Origin of the sequence: Polynucleobacter sp. MWH-UH2A, from assembly GCF_018687195.1 — a bacterium.
In the GTDB taxonomy this organism is placed as follows: Bacteria; Pseudomonadota; Gammaproteobacteria; order Burkholderiales; family Burkholderiaceae; genus Polynucleobacter.
In genome coordinates this window covers 1,968,696-1,984,890 of the sequence record NZ_CP061321.1, presented here as the reverse complement: position 1 = coordinate 1,984,890, position 16,195 = coordinate 1,968,696, and the positions used below count along the sequence as shown (strand labels likewise).

Annotated in this window: 18 protein-coding genes; 11 read left to right on the top strand and 7 right to left on the bottom strand. The window is 45.3% G+C overall.

What is annotated here, in order from left to right:
* Positions 1–11 precede the first annotated feature (11 nt).
* Entirely contained in the window at positions 12–677 is a 666-nt protein-coding gene (gene can, locus IC571_RS10260) for a carbonate dehydratase (RefSeq protein ID WP_215316556.1), read from the bottom strand.
* A gap of 23 nt (positions 678–700) precedes the next feature.
* Between can and IC571_RS10255 the strand changes: the two genes are divergently transcribed.
* Positions 701–1,000, top strand: coding sequence for a DUF167 domain-containing protein (locus tag IC571_RS10255; RefSeq protein WP_215316554.1), 300 nt, complete (start codon positions 701–703; stop codon positions 998–1,000).
* 22 nt (positions 1,001–1,022) lie between these two features.
* Here the strand turns inward: IC571_RS10255 and IC571_RS10250 are convergent, their stop codons facing one another.
* Positions 1,023–1,925 (bottom strand): aspartyl/asparaginyl beta-hydroxylase domain-containing protein, encoded by a 903-nt coding sequence (locus IC571_RS10250; RefSeq protein ID WP_215316552.1) that lies wholly within the window; start codon positions 1,923–1,925, stop codon positions 1,023–1,025.
* A gap of 149 nt (positions 1,926–2,074) precedes the next feature.
* Between IC571_RS10250 and IC571_RS10245 the strand changes: the two genes are divergently transcribed.
* The gene (locus IC571_RS10245; RefSeq protein ID WP_215316550.1) at positions 2,075–2,440 is read left to right on the top strand and encodes a hypothetical protein; all 366 of its coding nucleotides are present in this window, start codon (positions 2,075–2,077) and stop codon (positions 2,438–2,440) included.
* 111 nt (positions 2,441–2,551) lie between these two features.
* Positions 2,552–2,836: an HU family DNA-binding protein gene (locus IC571_RS10240; RefSeq protein ID WP_087908896.1), complete on the top strand. Its 285-nt coding sequence runs from the start codon at positions 2,552–2,554 to the stop codon at positions 2,834–2,836.
* A gap of 99 nt (positions 2,837–2,935) precedes the next feature.
* Here the strand turns inward: IC571_RS10240 and rodA are convergent, their stop codons facing one another.
* Genes rodA through IC571_RS10215 form a run of 5 tightly spaced genes read right to left on the bottom strand, consistent with a single transcriptional unit; the run spans position 2,936 to position 8,503 of the window.
* Positions 2,936–4,087: a rod shape-determining protein RodA gene (gene rodA / locus IC571_RS10235; protein WP_215316548.1), complete on the bottom strand. Its 1,152-nt coding sequence runs from the start codon at positions 4,085–4,087 to the stop codon at positions 2,936–2,938.
* The gene (gene mrdA / locus IC571_RS10230) at positions 4,069–5,976 is read right to left on the bottom strand and encodes a penicillin-binding protein 2 (RefSeq protein ID WP_215316546.1); all 1,908 of its coding nucleotides are present in this window, start codon (positions 5,974–5,976) and stop codon (positions 4,069–4,071) included. Before mrdA ends, rodA begins: the two co-directional genes overlap by 19 nt.
* Positions 5,977–5,984: 8 nt before the next feature.
* Positions 5,985–6,509, bottom strand: a complete 525-nt coding sequence (gene mreD, locus IC571_RS10225; protein WP_215316544.1) for a rod shape-determining protein MreD — start codon at positions 6,507–6,509, stop codon at positions 5,985–5,987.
* Positions 6,506–7,435 carry a rod shape-determining protein MreC gene (gene mreC, locus IC571_RS10220; RefSeq protein WP_215316542.1) on the bottom strand — a complete coding sequence of 310 codons (930 nt, stop codon included), beginning with the start codon at positions 7,433–7,435 and terminating at the stop codon, positions 6,506–6,508. The genes mreD and mreC overlap by 4 nt, the downstream gene beginning before the upstream one ends.
* A gap of 24 nt (positions 7,436–7,459) precedes the next feature.
* Positions 7,460–8,503 carry a rod shape-determining protein gene (locus IC571_RS10215; protein WP_215316540.1) on the bottom strand — a complete coding sequence of 348 codons (1,044 nt, stop codon included), beginning with the start codon at positions 8,501–8,503 and terminating at the stop codon, positions 7,460–7,462.
* Positions 8,504–8,564: 61 nt separating this feature from the next.
* Between IC571_RS10215 and gatC the strand changes: the two genes are divergently transcribed.
* The 8 genes from gatC to argB all read left to right on the top strand — a co-directional run bounded on the left by gatC (position 8,565) and on the right by argB (position 16,192).
* Entirely contained in the window at positions 8,565–8,858 is a 294-nt protein-coding gene (gatC, locus tag IC571_RS10210) for an Asp-tRNA(Asn)/Glu-tRNA(Gln) amidotransferase subunit GatC (protein WP_215316538.1), read from the top strand.
* A complete protein-coding gene (gatA, locus tag IC571_RS10205) occupies positions 8,855–10,372 on the top strand; it encodes an Asp-tRNA(Asn)/Glu-tRNA(Gln) amidotransferase subunit GatA (RefSeq protein ID WP_215316536.1) in 1,518 nt (505 codons plus the stop codon). The genes gatC and gatA overlap by 4 nt, the downstream gene beginning before the upstream one ends.
* On the top strand, positions 10,372–11,841 hold the full coding sequence (gatB, locus tag IC571_RS10200) for an Asp-tRNA(Asn)/Glu-tRNA(Gln) amidotransferase subunit GatB (RefSeq protein WP_215317907.1): 1,470 nt from the start codon (positions 10,372–10,374) through the stop codon (positions 11,839–11,841). The genes gatA and gatB overlap by 1 nt, the downstream gene beginning before the upstream one ends.
* A gap of 21 nt (positions 11,842–11,862) precedes the next feature.
* Positions 11,863–12,534, top strand: coding sequence for a DUF484 family protein (locus tag IC571_RS10195; protein WP_215316535.1), 672 nt, complete (start codon positions 11,863–11,865; stop codon positions 12,532–12,534).
* Positions 12,515–13,519, top strand: coding sequence for a tyrosine recombinase XerC (locus IC571_RS10190; protein WP_215316533.1), 1,005 nt, complete (start codon positions 12,515–12,517; stop codon positions 13,517–13,519). The genes IC571_RS10195 and IC571_RS10190 overlap by 20 nt, the downstream gene beginning before the upstream one ends.
* Before the next feature lie 86 nt (positions 13,520–13,605).
* On the top strand, positions 13,606–14,667 hold the full coding sequence (locus IC571_RS10185) for a GTP-binding protein (RefSeq protein ID WP_215316531.1): 1,062 nt from the start codon (positions 13,606–13,608) through the stop codon (positions 14,665–14,667).
* A 232-nt stretch (positions 14,668–14,899) separates the two neighbouring features.
* Positions 14,900–15,277: an RNA polymerase-binding protein DksA gene (gene dksA / locus IC571_RS10180; protein ID WP_173956792.1), complete on the top strand. Its 378-nt coding sequence runs from the start codon at positions 14,900–14,902 to the stop codon at positions 15,275–15,277.
* A 12-nt stretch (positions 15,278–15,289) separates the two neighbouring features.
* Positions 15,290–16,192 (top strand): acetylglutamate kinase, encoded by a 903-nt coding sequence (gene argB, locus IC571_RS10175; protein WP_215316529.1) that lies wholly within the window; start codon positions 15,290–15,292, stop codon positions 16,190–16,192.
* Positions 16,193–16,195 lie beyond the last annotated feature (3 nt).

Below are 16,195 nucleotides of genomic sequence, written 5' to 3'. Positions count from 1 at the left end.
AACACTAACTCTTACTCTGACTCGTAACGCTTGATTGATTTTGTGTAACGATCCAACATTTCTTCAGTTGAGCTGCAAGACATGCCAAGGTCGTTAACTAGGCCGGTATCCAAGCGATAAGCCCAGCCATGAACTGTCAAGTCTTGGCCGCGAGACCAGGCATCTTGCACAATGGTAGTTTCACAGACGTTCACTACTTGTTCGATGACATTCAGTTCGCATAAACGATCTTGACGTTTGGGAGTTGGCAAAACTTCACCAAGATAGCGCTCGTGTTTTTGATGAACATCTTTTACATGGCGCAACCAATTATCGGCAAGACCTACTCTTTTGTCGCTCAGAGCGGCATGAACACCAGCACAGCCGTAGTGCCCAACCACCAAAATATGTTTGACCTTTAAAAGGTCAATTGCAAATTGAATAACCGATAAGCAATTGAGGTCGGTGTGTACAACCACGTTGGCTACGTTGCGATGAACAAACAGTTCGCCAGGCAACAAGTCGACGATTTCATTTGCGGGCACCCTACTATCAGCACAACCAATCCAAAGATATTCAGGGGCCTGCTGACTTAATAGTCTTTTAAAGAAATCCGGGTCCTTAGCAACCATGCCTTCGGCCCATTGGCGATTGCTTGCAAAGAGATGATCCAAAGCTTGAGAATTTTTGTATGGCATGGGTTTAAGTTTAAAGTACTTTAATGATGCCGATTTGGTTAAAACAAACCCCTTCTGGAATTACGCTTAGTCTGCACTGCCAGCCAGGAGCCAAGCAGACCAAGGTTGTGGGCTTGCATGACGATTGCCTCAAAATTGCCTTACAAGCCCCGCCGCTTGAAAATAAAGCAAATGCATTGTTAGTTGCATGGCTGTCTAAGCAGTTAAAGGTACCGCAAAAACAGATTCAATTTATTTCTGGGCAAAATAGCCGCAAAAAACGAATTGAAGTTCAGGGTGATATTGGTGTTGAACAAATTATTCAAACACTAATGCCAGAGTAATATTTGAGCTGCCGATTTACGACTACCAAAAAATTGCCCACAAGATTCCCAAAATCAGCACCCATTTGCCAATGTAATAAATCGAGCGGTGCTTGGCTTTTAGTTTTTTTGCTTGTGCGCGAAGGTGGTAAAAGTAAGTAAATAAAACATTAACAAATCCAACTTTTTCGCCTGGTACATTTTGTGAGGCAGCAGCACTCATAATGTAGCGTCCAAACCAGCGATTAAACAACTGCACCACTTTTGTATGAACGGGTCTTTCAACGTCGCAAAACAATACAATTCTCTGGTGATCTGTTTCGTTGGCAGCGTAATGAATAAATGTTTCATCAAACATCACAGGCTCACCGTCTTTCCAAAAGTATCGCTCCCCATCTACATCGATAAAACATTTGGGGTCATTTGGTGTTACCAAGCCAATGTGATAGCGCAGTGATCCAGCATAGGGATCACGGTGTCGTACCAGCGTTGCTCCTGGTGGCAGCGAAGCAAACATAGCGGCCTTAATCGAAGGTATTGATTTCAGTAAAGCAACGGTTTTGGGGCAGCTTGTTTGGGCAGAGGGCAAATCTTTGCCATACCAATACAGGTGGAAGCGTTTCCAACCAGTCCTAAAGAAGGAGTTAAAACCGATATCGTTATAACCAGTAGCAGCAGCAATTGCACCATCGGCATTTAAGGAAAGCGCTTCTTGACGAATAAATTCCCAATTATCTTGCAGGGGTTTCATTTCAGGAAATTGGCTTACCGGAATAAAAGCGCTTGCTTTTACTTTAGAGAATAAATACAGTAGGGCATTTATGGGGGCCAAAAGTACCTGGTAATCCGTCAGCGATCTCACAACGCCAAAGCGAACTTTTCCCCTGAAATACACATAAATTGCCGATGCTACGAATATAAAAAAAATAATGTGACGAGCTTGCATTGCTTGTGCCAAGTAAGGTGATGGATCAATTTTAATTTGGAACTAATGGTTTGGCGGACTATTTCTTGTTCTTATAGGCACCTATACTTGACGTAAATCAAGAGAGTTACCCAGTTAGGGTTAATGTGGATATAAATGGAGAACACCGCATGAATAGGTTTACAAAATGGTTCTTAAGCCTTGTTTTAATTGGCTTAGTGGGGATTTCAGCTTACACCTGGTTGATGCTCACTTGGAGCTACGGTAGTGGAGAAAGGGCTGGTTACGTGCAGAAATTTTCTAAACGCGGATATGTTTGCAAGACGTGGGAGGGGGAGTTAGCGATGGTTTCGATGCCGGGAACGATGTCTGAAAAATTCCTCTTCACGGTGCGAGATGATAGTGTGGCGCAAAAAATAAATACTAATTTAGGAAAAAAAGTGGCGCTAAAATATGATCAACACATTGGCTTGCCGACAACTTGTTTTGGGGAGACGGAATACTTTGTTTCCGGCGTAGAAGTATTAAATGATTAATTTGCGGTAGTTTCAAAATTGTTGTCGCGAAGCTTTATTTTTATAATTTTTTGTGGTTAAAATCATGGAAGCGCAATATGCGCCGACATCACTATCTATAAGGAGCTTCATTTGAACAAAGCCGAATTAATCGCAGCGATTGCTGACGACGCGGAGATCTCTAAAGCCAAGGCTGAATTTGCATTGAATTCTGCAATTGAGAACATTATTAAAGCCGTTACTAAAGGCGATTCAGTACAGCTGATCGGTTTTGGTACTTTTGCCTCAGGCAAGCGTGCAGCGCGTATGGGCCGTAACCCAAAAACTGGTGAGCCTCTGAAAATTGCTGCTGCAAAAACTGTTAAGTTTTCTGCTGGTAAAGCGTTTAAAGATTCAGTTAACAAGCGTAAGAAGTAATTATTCATTGTTAATAAAAAAGCCCGGCATGCCGGGCTTTTTTATTAACCTAAAATAAATGAGAAACCCATGAACAAAAAAGGCTTAGATTATTTTGCGCTAGCTTTGTACTAACCGACGGTGTCGATGAATGCTCATCAAAATGCCGGCCCCAAACCCTAGGGTTACTAATGCAGTTCCTCCATAGCTAATAAACGGTAGAGGCACGCCAACCACGGGAAGAAGTCCACTAACCATGCCAATATTCACAAACGCATAAGTAAAAAAGATTAGTGTTACTGCAGCACCAAGCAGGCGCGTAAATAAATTTGGCGCACTTGCTGAAATAGTGAGGCCGCGCTTGATTAATGCAAAGAAGAGGGCAATCAATACTAGGTTGCCAAGCAAGCCAAATTCTTCAGAGAAAACAGCAAAAACAAAGTCAGTATGTTTTTCCGGAATAAATTCTAGATGTGCTTGTGTGCCCTGAAACCAGCCTTTGCCAAAAAAGCCGCCTGAGCCGATAGCAATCATAGACTGAATGGTGTGAAAGCCTTTGCCTAGAGGGTCGCTACTAGGATCCAAAAGAGTGCAAATGCGATGCTTTTGATAATTGTGTACAAAAGGCCATGCAATATCATGCGCACAAATCGTGCCGCCAAAAATAATAATTAAGAAAATGCCAATGGCCCCAACCGCTACAAATGGCAGTATCCACTTCCAAGGCAGGCCCGCCAAAATAATGACATAAAGTCCGGCTGCAAAAACTAGCAATGCGGTTCCGAGATCAGGTTGACGTGCAATGAGAAAAACGGGGATCGCCAAAATAATCATTGCAACAGCGTAATCCCATACTTTTTGAATGCCTTCTCGTTTTTGAAAGTACCACGCCAACATCAGTGGCATTGCAATTTTCATAATTTCAGAGGGTTGAATCACGACGCCAATATTGAGCCATCGTCGCGCTCCTTTTTTGATTAAGCCAAAGACTGCAACAGCAACCAAGAGCACAATACCAAGGCCGTAAATCCATGCAGCGCTGATTTCTAGCCACTTTGGTGGGATGCGAGAGGCTAGCCACATAACTGCAAATGACAATGCAAGATTACGAAGTTCATCTGCAATTTGCACAGGCGTATTTTGGCTGGCAGATAAAAATGTAAAAAAGCCAACGGCTGATAAGCCAAGCAAAATAAAGCCAAGCTGGCGATCTAAGCCAGCAAAAAAACTAAACAAGAGCATCTGGATTCTTTTTACGGGGCTCTTTTCCATTCAGGAACCTCCTTGGGCCACTTTCCCTCGATGTAGTAATCCAGTGCTTTTCGGGCGATGGGGGCTGCATATTGCGCGCCAAATCCTGCATTCTCAACCACCATAGCAATCACAATGGTGGGCTTATCCGCCGGAGCAAAAGCAATGTAGAGCGCATGGTCTCGCAAGAATTCTGCGGTTGCCCCATGTTTGTAATCTTTTGAGTTCAAGCTAAATACTTGAGCCGTGCCTGTTTTGCCGCCTGCAATGTATCCTGCGCCTCTAAATGCCGCGGCAGAGGTGCCAGAAATGTTTACTTCAATCATCGCTTTTTTAATAATCTCAATATTTTCTGGGTTTAAGTCAATGCGATAGCTTTCCTTTGGTGTTGTGAGTATGCGATTGCGTGTAAATGGATCTTCGATAGCTTTTACAAGGTGGGGCTTCATCACAATGCCATTGTTGGCTAAGTTCGCCATTGCATGAGCAAGTTGCAGAATGGTGAATGAGTTATATCCTTGACCAATGCCAAGCGAAATAGTTTCCCCTTCGTACCATTTTTGTTGCTCCGGTTTTTTGAAGGCTGTCTTTTTCCAATCTGTGGAGGGGAGCACACCTTTTGACTCTCCTTGTAAATCAATGCCGGTAATTTGACCAAAGCCCAGGGGTTTCATGAAGTCATGCATCATGTTTACTCCCATATCACGGGCAAGCATGTAGTAGTAGGTATCGCAAGATTCAACGATAGACTTTTGCATGTCCACAATTCCATGCCCACCTTTTTTGTCATCTCGGAAGGTATGATTGCCAAAATCAAAATATCCAGGGTCAGATATGGTTTGTGATGGCGTGCGCTTCTTGTTTTCTAGTGCGGCTAGAGCCATAAATGGCTTATAGGTTGACCCAGGCGGATAGATGCCTTTGAGTGGCCTGTTATATAAAGGTTTTTGTGGTGAGTCATTCAATTCTTTCCATGTCACCGAATCAATGCCTTCGACAAAATCGTTGGGATTAAAATTTGGTTTAGAAACAAATGCCAATACATCGCCGGTTTCTGGTTCGATCGCAACAAAGGCACCTCGAAAGTTTCCATAAAGCTCTTCAACTAAATACTGCAGCTTGACATCAACCGACAGTACAATATTTTTCCCTGGGGACGAGGGGGAGCTTGAGAGTGTGCGAACAGGTTTGCCGCCGGCGGTAATTTCAACTTGGTCATATCCAGGCACGCCACGTAAAATGCTCTCATAACTTTGCTCTAGACCAATTTTTCCTACATATTGGATGCCCGGTAAAAATGAGGTTTGTAAAGCATCCAAATCATCTGCTTTAGAGTTCTCAATTTCAGCCTGCATGCGCTCTTTATCGCGCTGTGAAACTCGACCGATGTAGCCAACTAAATGAGAAGCTAATTCGTTATATGGATATTCGCGAAAATTTCTTGCGCGAATCTCAACACCAGGAAAGCGGTAACGATTTGCCATAAAACGCGCTGTTTCAGCTTCATTTAGCATGGAGCGCAATGGAATTGTGCCCATATTGCGCGAATCTTCCAGAGAGCGTTTGAAATTTCGGCGATCTCTTGGGGAGATGTCAATAATTTCGGAGAGCTCATTTATCAGTTTGTCTATATTGTCTTTTGCTTCCTCTGCATTGATGTCGAGCGTTAAGGCGGAATAATTTCGGCCAATCACAATGCCATTCCGATCGATAATCAATCCTCGATTGGCTGGTGCTGGCACAAGTGCAATACGATTGCTTTCCGCAAGAAGAGAATATTTTCCATGGCTAATTAGCTGTAGCCAAACTAGGCGCGTAATTAAAAGTAAAAAGCAGACGGTAATAAACAAGGTCGCAATGTGAATGCGTTCCTGGAAAGAATCTAGGTTGGGTTTTTTAAAAGAAACCATGTAACTTTTTAAAGCGGACGATTGTAGTCAACGTCAATTGGACGACGTTGTGGCGCTAACAAAGTTCGCGTTACAAATGGCCAGAGCGCTGCTTCTATTAATGCTTGTATAGAGCCCGTCAATGCCCACCAGTAAAGTTCGCCACTAAGCAACCAGTGTGCCAACGCGGGAAACAGGGAGACCAATAAAAATATGGGTATGAGGTGCAAGGCTTGCGATAAAACAGTTAAAGCAATAATGCGTCGATGCCAAGAGATTGCAATGTAAGCCACCAAAGAGTAGCTAAACGCGTGCAATCCCAAAAGATCGGAATTGTGTACATCCATAAATAGGCCCAAAATAAAAGCCCAAACAACATCAACATAGCGGTGTTGGTGGATATTCCAAAACACAATGCACAGGATTAGCCAATCCGGCGCCCAACTGTAATTGCCGATTGGCAATAGATTAAGTAGTAATGCGCAAAATAGGCTGAAGTAAATAAATGCTGGATTTACCGGTCGCAAGATATAGCCGCTTTGAAAATCGATCATTGCATGCCTCTTGCGCGGGTTTGTCGCCGACCAGGGGTGTTATTTTGGGGTCCAGTGGCCGGCTGGTTGTTGGTGGGCGCTTTAGCGTCAAATTGTGGATCGTACAAAATGGCCAAGGCCTGGCGATAGCGATTGACTGCTGCAATCGGCTCGCAAAATACATTAGAAGAGTTTTTATCTGCGTTACGCTCTATTTTGCTGATGACTGCAACTGCAAATCCTGGAGGATAGACGCCATCAATTCCTGAGGTCAGCAAGATGTCGCCAACCTCTAGGTCGCTAGCTACGGGAAGATAGCGTAGCTCTAATGGGTTTCCACGCCCAACGCCAAAAACAGCAGCCCTAAGCCCGTTGCGGGCAACTTGTACTGGAACTGCAAAGTCACGATCTTCTAAAAGAGATACTTCTGCAGAGCGCTCATAAAGACGCACCACCTGACCAAGAATGCCGACATCGTTGGCAATTGGGTTCCCGAGCTTTAAACCATCATTGCTCCCACGATTAATCACAATTCGTTGAGAAATATGGTTGGGTGGATTAAACAGAATTTCAACGGATAAGGTTTTAAAAGAAACTTGCTTTTGCAGTGCCATCAGTTCGCGCAAATTCTGATTTTCAATCATTAGAAATTCTGATTGATTTGCTAGTAGCGAGAGCTCTGCTAGGCGAGTCTTTATTGCCTGATTCTCTTTATCTAAGGTAGAGCGCGTTGTGAAATATTCTGAGGTATTTTTAAAGGCGTTACGTGGCGCCATCATGACATACTCAAGTGGACGCAAAATCCAATTTACATAATTGCGGATTGGATCAAGTGCTTTAAAGCGAAAATCAATCAGCATCAGGGCAATGCTGATTGACAGACAGACAATCAGCTTAAGTAAGGCTGGGATGCCCTGTCTGAAAAGTGGTGGAGCGCTATGTTGCAATTCCTTGGGCTACGAGTGTGTCGTTTATTCGTGTGAGAACACGCCACCTAACTTATCCATGCGCTCAAGTGCGATTCCGCAACCACGAGCGACGCAAGTCAATGGATCTTCAGCCACATGAATTGGTAAGCCCGTCTCTTCCAATAAGAGACGATCTAAGTCTCGCAACAATGCGCCACCGCCCGTGAGCATCATGCCACGTTCAGCGATATCTGATGCCAGCTCCGGTGGAATTTGTTCTAAGGCGGCTTTTACTGCGGTAACAATTTGATTGAGTGGATCCGTTAATGCTTCCAAAATTTCATTACTGGTTACCGTGAAGCTACGGGGGATGCCTTCTGACAGATTGCGTCCTTTTACTTCCATTTCACGCACTTCTGCGCCGGGGAAGGCAGAGCCAATAGTCTTTTTAATAAGTTCGGCAGTTTGCTCGCCAATGAGCATTCCATAGTTACGACGAATATAGTTTGTAATGGCCTCATCAAATTTGTCCCCACCTACGCGAACAGAGCCTTTGTAAACCATGCCACCTAATGACATCATGCCAACCTCTGTTGTGCCGCCGCCAATGTCAACAACCATTGAGCCCGCCGCTTCTGATACAGGCAGGCCTGAGCCAATTGCAGCGGCCATTGGCTCTTCAATTAGGAACACTTGTGAGGCGCCTGCACCCAATGCGGATTCACGAATAGCGCGACGCTCAACCTGAGTTGATCCACAGGGTACGCAAATGATGATTCGAGGGCTTGGTTTTAGAAGTTTGCTCTCATGCACGAGTTTGATAAATTGCTTAAGCATTTGCTCTGTAATAGTGAAGTCAGCAATGACTCCGTCTTTCATGGGACGAATTGCTTCAATGTTCCCTGGAACGCGTCCCAACATCGCTTTTGCCTCTTTGCCGACAGCTAAAATGGTTTTTTTGCCGTTTGGACCACCCTCTTGACGGATTGCAACAACTGATGGCTCATCAAGGACAATTCCCCGCTCACGCATATAAATTAAGGTGTTGGCGGTACCAAGGTCGATGGCTAGGTCGTTGGAAAAGTAGCTGCGGAAAAAACCAAACATGATGTAGTGGGAAAATAGAATGTGTTAATAAAAATATTTAGTAATGATACTCTAGCGCCCCATGAAACTTGATGATGTTCAGCGCATAGCGCACCTTTCCAGGCTTGAGTTAAGTCAAGCCGAAGCTGAAGCGGTTTTGCCTCAATTGCAGGCTGTTTTTTCTCTTGTTGAGGAAATGCAGGCGGTCGATACCAAGGGTCTCGAACCGCTTGCCCACCCCATTTTGTTTTTGCGCGAATTGGCTCAACCATTGCGTGCCGACCAAGTTACAGAGTCAGATCAGCGTTCGGAAAACATGCAATCTGCGCCCGCTCAGCAGGATGGCTACTTCTTGGTTCCCAAGGTGATTGAATGAGCTGGCACAACACTTCCGTTGCCTTAATGGCAAAAGCACTGGCCGCTAAAGAGGTCTCCAGCAAAGAGCTAACCCAGTACTTTTTAGATCGAATTGAGTCTGAAAAGCGGTGGAATGCATTCATTGATGTGAATACTCACTTAAGTTTAGACCAAGCAAATAAGGCGGACTCACTTATTTCAGCAGGTAAATCAGGTAGGTTGACCGGCATTCCAATTGCGCATAAGGATGTCTTTGTCACTCGCGGGTGGAAGACCACTGCCGCCTCCAAAATCTTGGCTGGTTACCAAAGCCCTTTTGATGCCACGGTGGTTGCTAATTTAGGAATCCCAGATGCAAATAACCCGAATGGCGCCGGAATGGTTTGTTTAGGCAAAACCAATATGGATGAGTTTGCGATGGGTTCATCGAATGAGAATTCAGCCTTTGGGCCGGCGCTTAATCCTTGGAATGCATCCTGTGTTGCTGGCGGCTCATCTGGTGGATCAGCTGCTGCAGTTGCTGCAGGTTTAGCCCCGATAGCAACTGGTACCGATACGGGCGGCTCTATCCGTCAGCCGGCTGCATTTTGTGGCTTAACAGGAATTAAGCCTACTTATGGGCGCGTTTCTCGCTACGGCATGATTGCTTACGCATCTTCTTTAGATCAGGCTGGTCCAATGGGCAAGACGGCTGAAGATTGCGCATTACTGCTGACGGCAATGTCTTCACATGATTCGCGGGATTCCACTTCTTTGTCTGATTCAGGCGAAGATTATGGTCGTTATCTCAATCAAGCTTGGCAAGAAGGAAATGCAAATCCTGCAAAACCTTTAGATGGTTTAAGAGTGGGTTTGCCAAAAGAGTTTTTTGCTGAGGGCTTATCTGCAGATGTTGCAAAGTCAGTAAACGAAGCAGCAAAACAGTTGGAAAGCTTGGGCGCTAAATTAGTTGAAGTCAGTCTACCGAAAACGAAATTATCGATACCGGTCTATTACGTATTGGCACCAGCGGAAGCATCGAGCAATTTGAGTCGCTTCGACGGTGTTCGCTATGGGCATCGCGCTGGCGAATACAAAGATCTTGGCGATATGTATCAGAAGTCGCGCACTGAAGGATTCGGTGCGGAAGTGAGGCGTCGTATCTTGATTGGAACTTACGTTCTTTGTCATGGTTATTACGACGCTTATTATTTGCAAGCCCAAAAAATTCGTCGCATTATTGCTTCAGATTTTCAGGCCGCGTTCAAAGAGTGTGATGTCATCTTAGGCCCTGTAGCGCCAGATGTGGCATGGCGTTTGGGTGAGAAGTCAAAAGATCCAGTGCAAATGTATCTTGAAGATATTTACACGCTATCTACCAATCTCGCTGGGTTGCCTGCAATGAGTGCTCCATGCGGATTTAACGAAAACAATTTACCCATTGGAATGCAGTTAATCGGTAATTATTTTTCTGAAGCGCGTCTATTGCAAATCGCTCATCAGTATCAGCAAGCCAGTGATTGGCATTTGCGTCAAGCAAGCGAGGTGGCATGATGCAATGGGAAGTCGTTATTGGTTTAGAAACACACGCGCAGTTACAAACCCAATCGAAAATTTTTAGCGGTGCTAGTACTCGTTTTGGCGCTGCGCCAAATACGCAAGCATGTGCAGTGGATTTGGCTTTGCCTGGCGTATTGCCAGTTCTCAACCGAGAAGCGGTTGAGCATGCGATTCGTTTTGGATTGGCAGTAGGCGCAACCATTTCACCGGCAAGTATTTTTGCCCGTAAGAATTATTTTTATCCTGATCTACCCAAGGGCTATCAAATTAGTCAGTTTGAAATTCCAGTAGTCATCGGCGGGAAAATTGAGATTTTGGTGGGCGATGAAGTCAAGACGGTGGAGCTTACCCGCGCCCATATGGAAGAGGATGCTGGCAAATCTGTTCATGAGGAAGGTTTCATTGGCCCACATGGCGAGCCTTCGAGTGGTATTGACCTAAATCGTGCTGGCACCCCACTTTTGGAGATTGTGACCGAGCCCGTGATGCGAAGTGCCGCTGAAGCAGTGGCTTATGCCAAGGCTTTGCATGGCTTGGTTGTCTGGTTGGGTGTTTGTGACGGCAATATGCAAGAAGGATCTTTCCGTTGCGACGCCAACGTATCAGTGCGCCCAAAGGGGCAAGTTGAATTTGGTACGCGTTGCGAGATTAAAAACTTGAACTCCTTTCGCTTCTTGGAAGAAGCGATTCAGTATGAAGTACGTCGTCAAATTGAGTTGATTGAAGATGGCGGTACAGTTGTTCAAGAAACGCGTTTATACGATCCCGATCGTGGTGAAACTCGTAGCATGCGCAGCAAAGAAGATGCGAATGATTACCGGTATTTCCCTGATCCTGATTTATTGCCAGTAGTGATTGATGATGCTTGGATTGCTCAGGTGCGCAGCACAATGCCTGCATTGCCTGCCGATCTGCGCGCCCAATGGCAAGCTGATTACGGACTAAGTGCCTACGATGTGCAGCTACTAAGCCAAGATCGCGATACGGCTAAAGTTTTTGAAGAGTTGGTGGTAGCTGTTGGTAAGTCATTGGCAAAAGCCGCAGCAAATTTAATTGCAGGGGAATTTGCTTCTGCTATTAATCGAGCCGGCATTGCGATTGCTGATGCGCCATTAAAGGCTGAGCATTTGGCGCCGCTATTGACTCGTGTTGCTGATGGCACGATTTCCAATAAGATTGCAAAGGATATTTTTGCAGTCCTTTGGGATGATGCGATTGCAGGTAACTCGATCAGCACAGTTGATCAAATTATTGATGCAAAAGGCCTCAAACAAATCAGCGATAGCGGTGCACTAGAGGCCATTATTGATCAAGTGTTGGCAGCCAATCAAAAGTCAGTTGAAGAGTTCCGCTCTGGGAAAGAGAAGGCCTTTAATGCATTGGTGGGTCAGATTATGAAAGCCTCGCAGGGCAAGGCCAATCCTGGCCAGGTAAATGAGTTGCTGCGCAAAAAGCTGAGCTAAAAAGAGTTAAGAAAGAGATACATGAGTGCAATAGATCCAAAGCAGGCCGAGCAAGAAGAGTTGGTTGCTGAGTGGTTGCGAGCAACCCCCGGCTTTTTTGAGCGCTATGCTAATTTGTTTAATGAAATTCGGATCAAGCATCCTCACGAAGATCGCGCCATCTCTTTGCAAGAGCGTCAGATGACGGTCTTGCGTACGCAAAACCAAGAGCTCAATCGACGTCTAAGTGAAATGTTGCACTTTGGTAGCCGCAATGACAAAACACAACAAAGTCTAGTGGCTTGGTTGTTACGTTTAATGAAAGCAAACAATAAAGCTGATGTTGAAGCTGCAATTATTTCTGGTTTGGCAGAGGTTTTTGAGGTTGAGGCAGCAAAATTGTTATCACCTAATTCGGCATTTGGCCCTTGGGTAGATACGCCTCTGTGTGGTTCTACAAAAGAGTTGGCCGCCAGTGTGGATTTGCTGGCCAGTCAAACCCAGATTGACCCTGAGTGGCAAAGTATGGTGGCTATCGGCCTCCCGCTAGGTAAAAGCATCGGCGTGAATCAATCCCCGGCAGTTCTACTCTTGGCAAGCAAAGATGAGACTCGGTTTACTGCCGATATGGGTGCCTTCTACTTAAGACAAATTGCAGAACTTACAGCGGCAGCTTTGGATCGCATCCAGGCTTATGAAGCTAAAGCCGACTGATCTGCATCCACTTATGCAAGAGTATTTGCATGAGCTTCATGTATTGCGTCAACTGTCTGCGCACACGTTAAAAGCGTATGGCATGGATTTAAGTGATTTACAAAACTTTGCTCAAGACGATTCAATTGATTTATTAAAGGTGACTAATGCCCATGTTCGTCGCTGGGCAGGACGTTTGCATTCCAAAGAAAAATCTTCGAGAAGCATTGCGCGAGCTTTATCTGCTTGGCGCGGATGGTATGACTGGTTGACAGAGAAAAGCGCTAGGCGTGATGCACAGGCGGGTAAAGCTAGCTTGCAGCTAGCTGCTAATCCTGTAGATGACGTGAAGGCGCCAAAACGCCTAAAGTCCTTGCCCAAGGCCCTATCTGTTGAACAAGCGCTTGCGCTGGTCAATCAGGCAGTTAAAGAGGCGGATGAGAAAAAGGACCTTGAGTCGATTCGGGATGCTGCTATCGTTGATTTGTTGTATTCCTCTGGCTTGCGTTTATCAGAGCTTCTGGGCATTGACGTTATGCAGAGCAAAGATCGTCAGCATGAGTCCGCGGGATGGTTGGATTGGGATGCGGCTGAAGTCACCGTACTGGGTAAGGGCAGCAAAAGACGTTCAGTTCCAGTTGGGGTGCCTGCAATGCAGTCTTTGCTTGCGTGGCGAAATATTCGAGATGCAAGCATGAATGCAAATACTGAATCCATTGCCTTATTTTTGTCGGCAAATGGCAAGCGTTTATCCCCTCGTACCGTGCAGGCACGATTGCGAACTTTAGCGATCCGCGCAGGTTTGCCCACCCATGTGCATCCGCACATGATGCGGCATAGTTTTGCCAGTCATGTTTTGCAATCTTCACAAGATTTGCGCGCCGTGCAAGAGATGTTGGGACACGCCAGCATTGCCAGCACACAGATTTATACCTCTTTAGACTTTCAGCATCTAGCTCAGGCATACGATAAAGCGCATCCCCGAGCTAAGGCTGGCAAAGCTTGAGGAACTCGGTAAGATAGTAGGTTTCCCGACTTTGGGGTCGCAATACCAATACCCAAAGAGATTTTTAGATTTTGATTGGATCATTCATGGCATTAATTCCAGTAACCATATTGACCGGCTTTTTAGGAAGCGGCAAAACCACTTTGTTGAAACACATTCTGACTGAAGATCATGGCAAAAAAATTGCGGTGATCGAGAATGAGTTTGGCGAAGAAAATATCGATAACGATATTCTGGTTCAGGATCACGAAGAGAACATTGTGCAAATGAGTAATGGTTGCATTTGTTGCACCATTCGCGGCGATTTAGTTGAGGCTTTAAACTCCTTATGGGAACAGCGAAAAGATAAAAAGATTCAGTTTGATCGCGTCGTCATTGAGACCACTGGAGTGGCTAACCCAGGCCCTGTGGCGCAAACATTCTTTATGGATGATGATGTTGCAGACCACTATGTATTGGATGCTGTAGTGACGCTGGTCGACGCTAAGCATGGCCAGCAGCAATTGACTGAGCACGAGGAAGCCCAGCGGCAAGTAGGTTTCGCAGATCAAATTTTTATTACTAAAACTGACTTGGTAACGGCATCTGAAGTTGAGGCGCTTCGTGGCCGTTTAATGCACATGAATCCAAGGGCGCCCATCAGTGCAATCTCTAAAGGCGTGGTGCCATTAAATGCCGTTTTGGATCTTAAGGGCTTCAACTTAAATGCGAAGCTAGATATTGACCCTCATTTTTTAGAGCAAGACGATCATGATCATGCGCACTGCGGTCACGACCATTCCCATGATCACGATCACAGCAATTGCGGACATGATCATGACCATGATCACCATCATGGTCATGCGGGGCATACAGATCGCATTCAGTCTTTTGTTTTTCGTAGTGATAAACCCTTTGACCATAAAAAATTGGAAGATTTCCTGGGGGGCATTTTGGAGGTCTTTGGTGAGAAGATGCTACGTTACAAGGGCGTGCTTTATGTCAAAGGAAGTGGCCGAAAAGTGGTGTTTCAGGGGGTGCATCAAATGATGGGCAGCGATTTAGCTGGTCCCTGGGGGTCTGAGCCCAAACAAACCCGCATGGTCTTCATAGGCATTGATTTGCCTAAGGACACCCTACTGGCTGGGCTTGAGGGATGTTTGGTCTAGCAAGATTCGGGTACAATCCGCCGCCACGGCCAAGTTTGTGAAAGCTTGAAGAATATTGGCTGGCAGCGGCAAAAGTTTGGCAGAATGAGGCAATAATGCTTCAAATCTAAGAAAGAATGAGATGACGGTAAAAACAGCAACAAAACCTGCAAGTGCTGCAAAAGCAAGCAGCAAAGCGACTAGCACAAAAGCAGCGAAGGGTGTACCTTTGACTGAGGCTGAATTGCTCAAGATGTCCGATAAGGATTACATGAATGCTGCCCAGTTAGATTTTTTCCGTCAAAAGTTGTTGACTTTAAAAGATGACATTTTGAAAAATGCGTCTGAGACAACTGAACATCTCCGCGAAAATATTTTGGTTCCAGATCCAGCCGATCGTGCCACGATTGAAGAAGAACATGCATTGGAATTGCGCACTCGTGATCGTGAGCGCAAGCTATTGAAAAAAGTTGAGCAAGCGCTTGGCCGAATTGAGTCTGGTGATTATGGTTGGTGTGAAGAAACAGGTGAGCCAATCGGCTTGAACCGTTTAATTGCAAGGCCTACAGCCAATTTATCTCTTGAGGCGCAAGAGCGTCGCGAACTCCGTCAAAAATTATTTGGCGAATAAATACCATTTGTAATGACTAAGCATTTGACATCTATTAGTGATATCTCGCCTTTATTAAAGGCGGAGATTCTTGCTGAGGCATTGCCTTACATTCGTGCGTATCACGGCAAAACTATCGTTATTAAGTACGGTGGAAATGCCATGGTCGAAGAGCGCTTGAAAGAAAGTTTTGCGCGTGATGTGATCTTGTTGAAATTGGTTGGCATGAATCCTGTTGTGGTTCATGGTGGTGGCCCACAAATTGATGAGGCTCTAAAAAAGATTGGCAAAACGGGAACCTTCATTCAGGGGATGCGTGTGACCGATGAAGAAACCATGGAAGTGGTTGAGTGGGTTCTTGGCGGTGAGGTACAGCAGGATATCGTGATGTTGATTAACCATTTTGGCGGGCAGGCAGTTGGCTTAACCGGCAAGGATGGTGGCTTAATTCACGCGAAGAAAATGATGATTCCTAGTGACACTGAGCCTGGTAAGAAGTTAGACATTGGATTTGTGGGCGAGATTGAAGCAATCAATCCAGCGGTTGTGAAAGCCTTGCAGGACGACGCATTTATTCCAGTAATTTCACCGATCGGTTTTAGTGCTGAAGGTCAGGCATACAACATCAATGCTGATTTGGTAGCGGGCAAGATGGCAGAGATCCTGCATGCGGAGAAATTAGTCATGATGACGAATATTCCGGGTGTAATGGATAAAGATGGCAAGTTGCTGACCGATTTAACAGCGAGAGAAATTGATGGCTTGTTTGCAGACGGCACTATTTCCGGTGGGATGTTGCCAAAGATTTCTTCTGCATTGGATGCGGCTAAGAGTGGCGTAAATTCAGTACACATTATTGATGGTCGTATTGAGCATTCTTTGTTGTTAGAAATTTTGACTGAGCAGGCTTTCGGTACGATGATTCGTTCCAGATAAGTA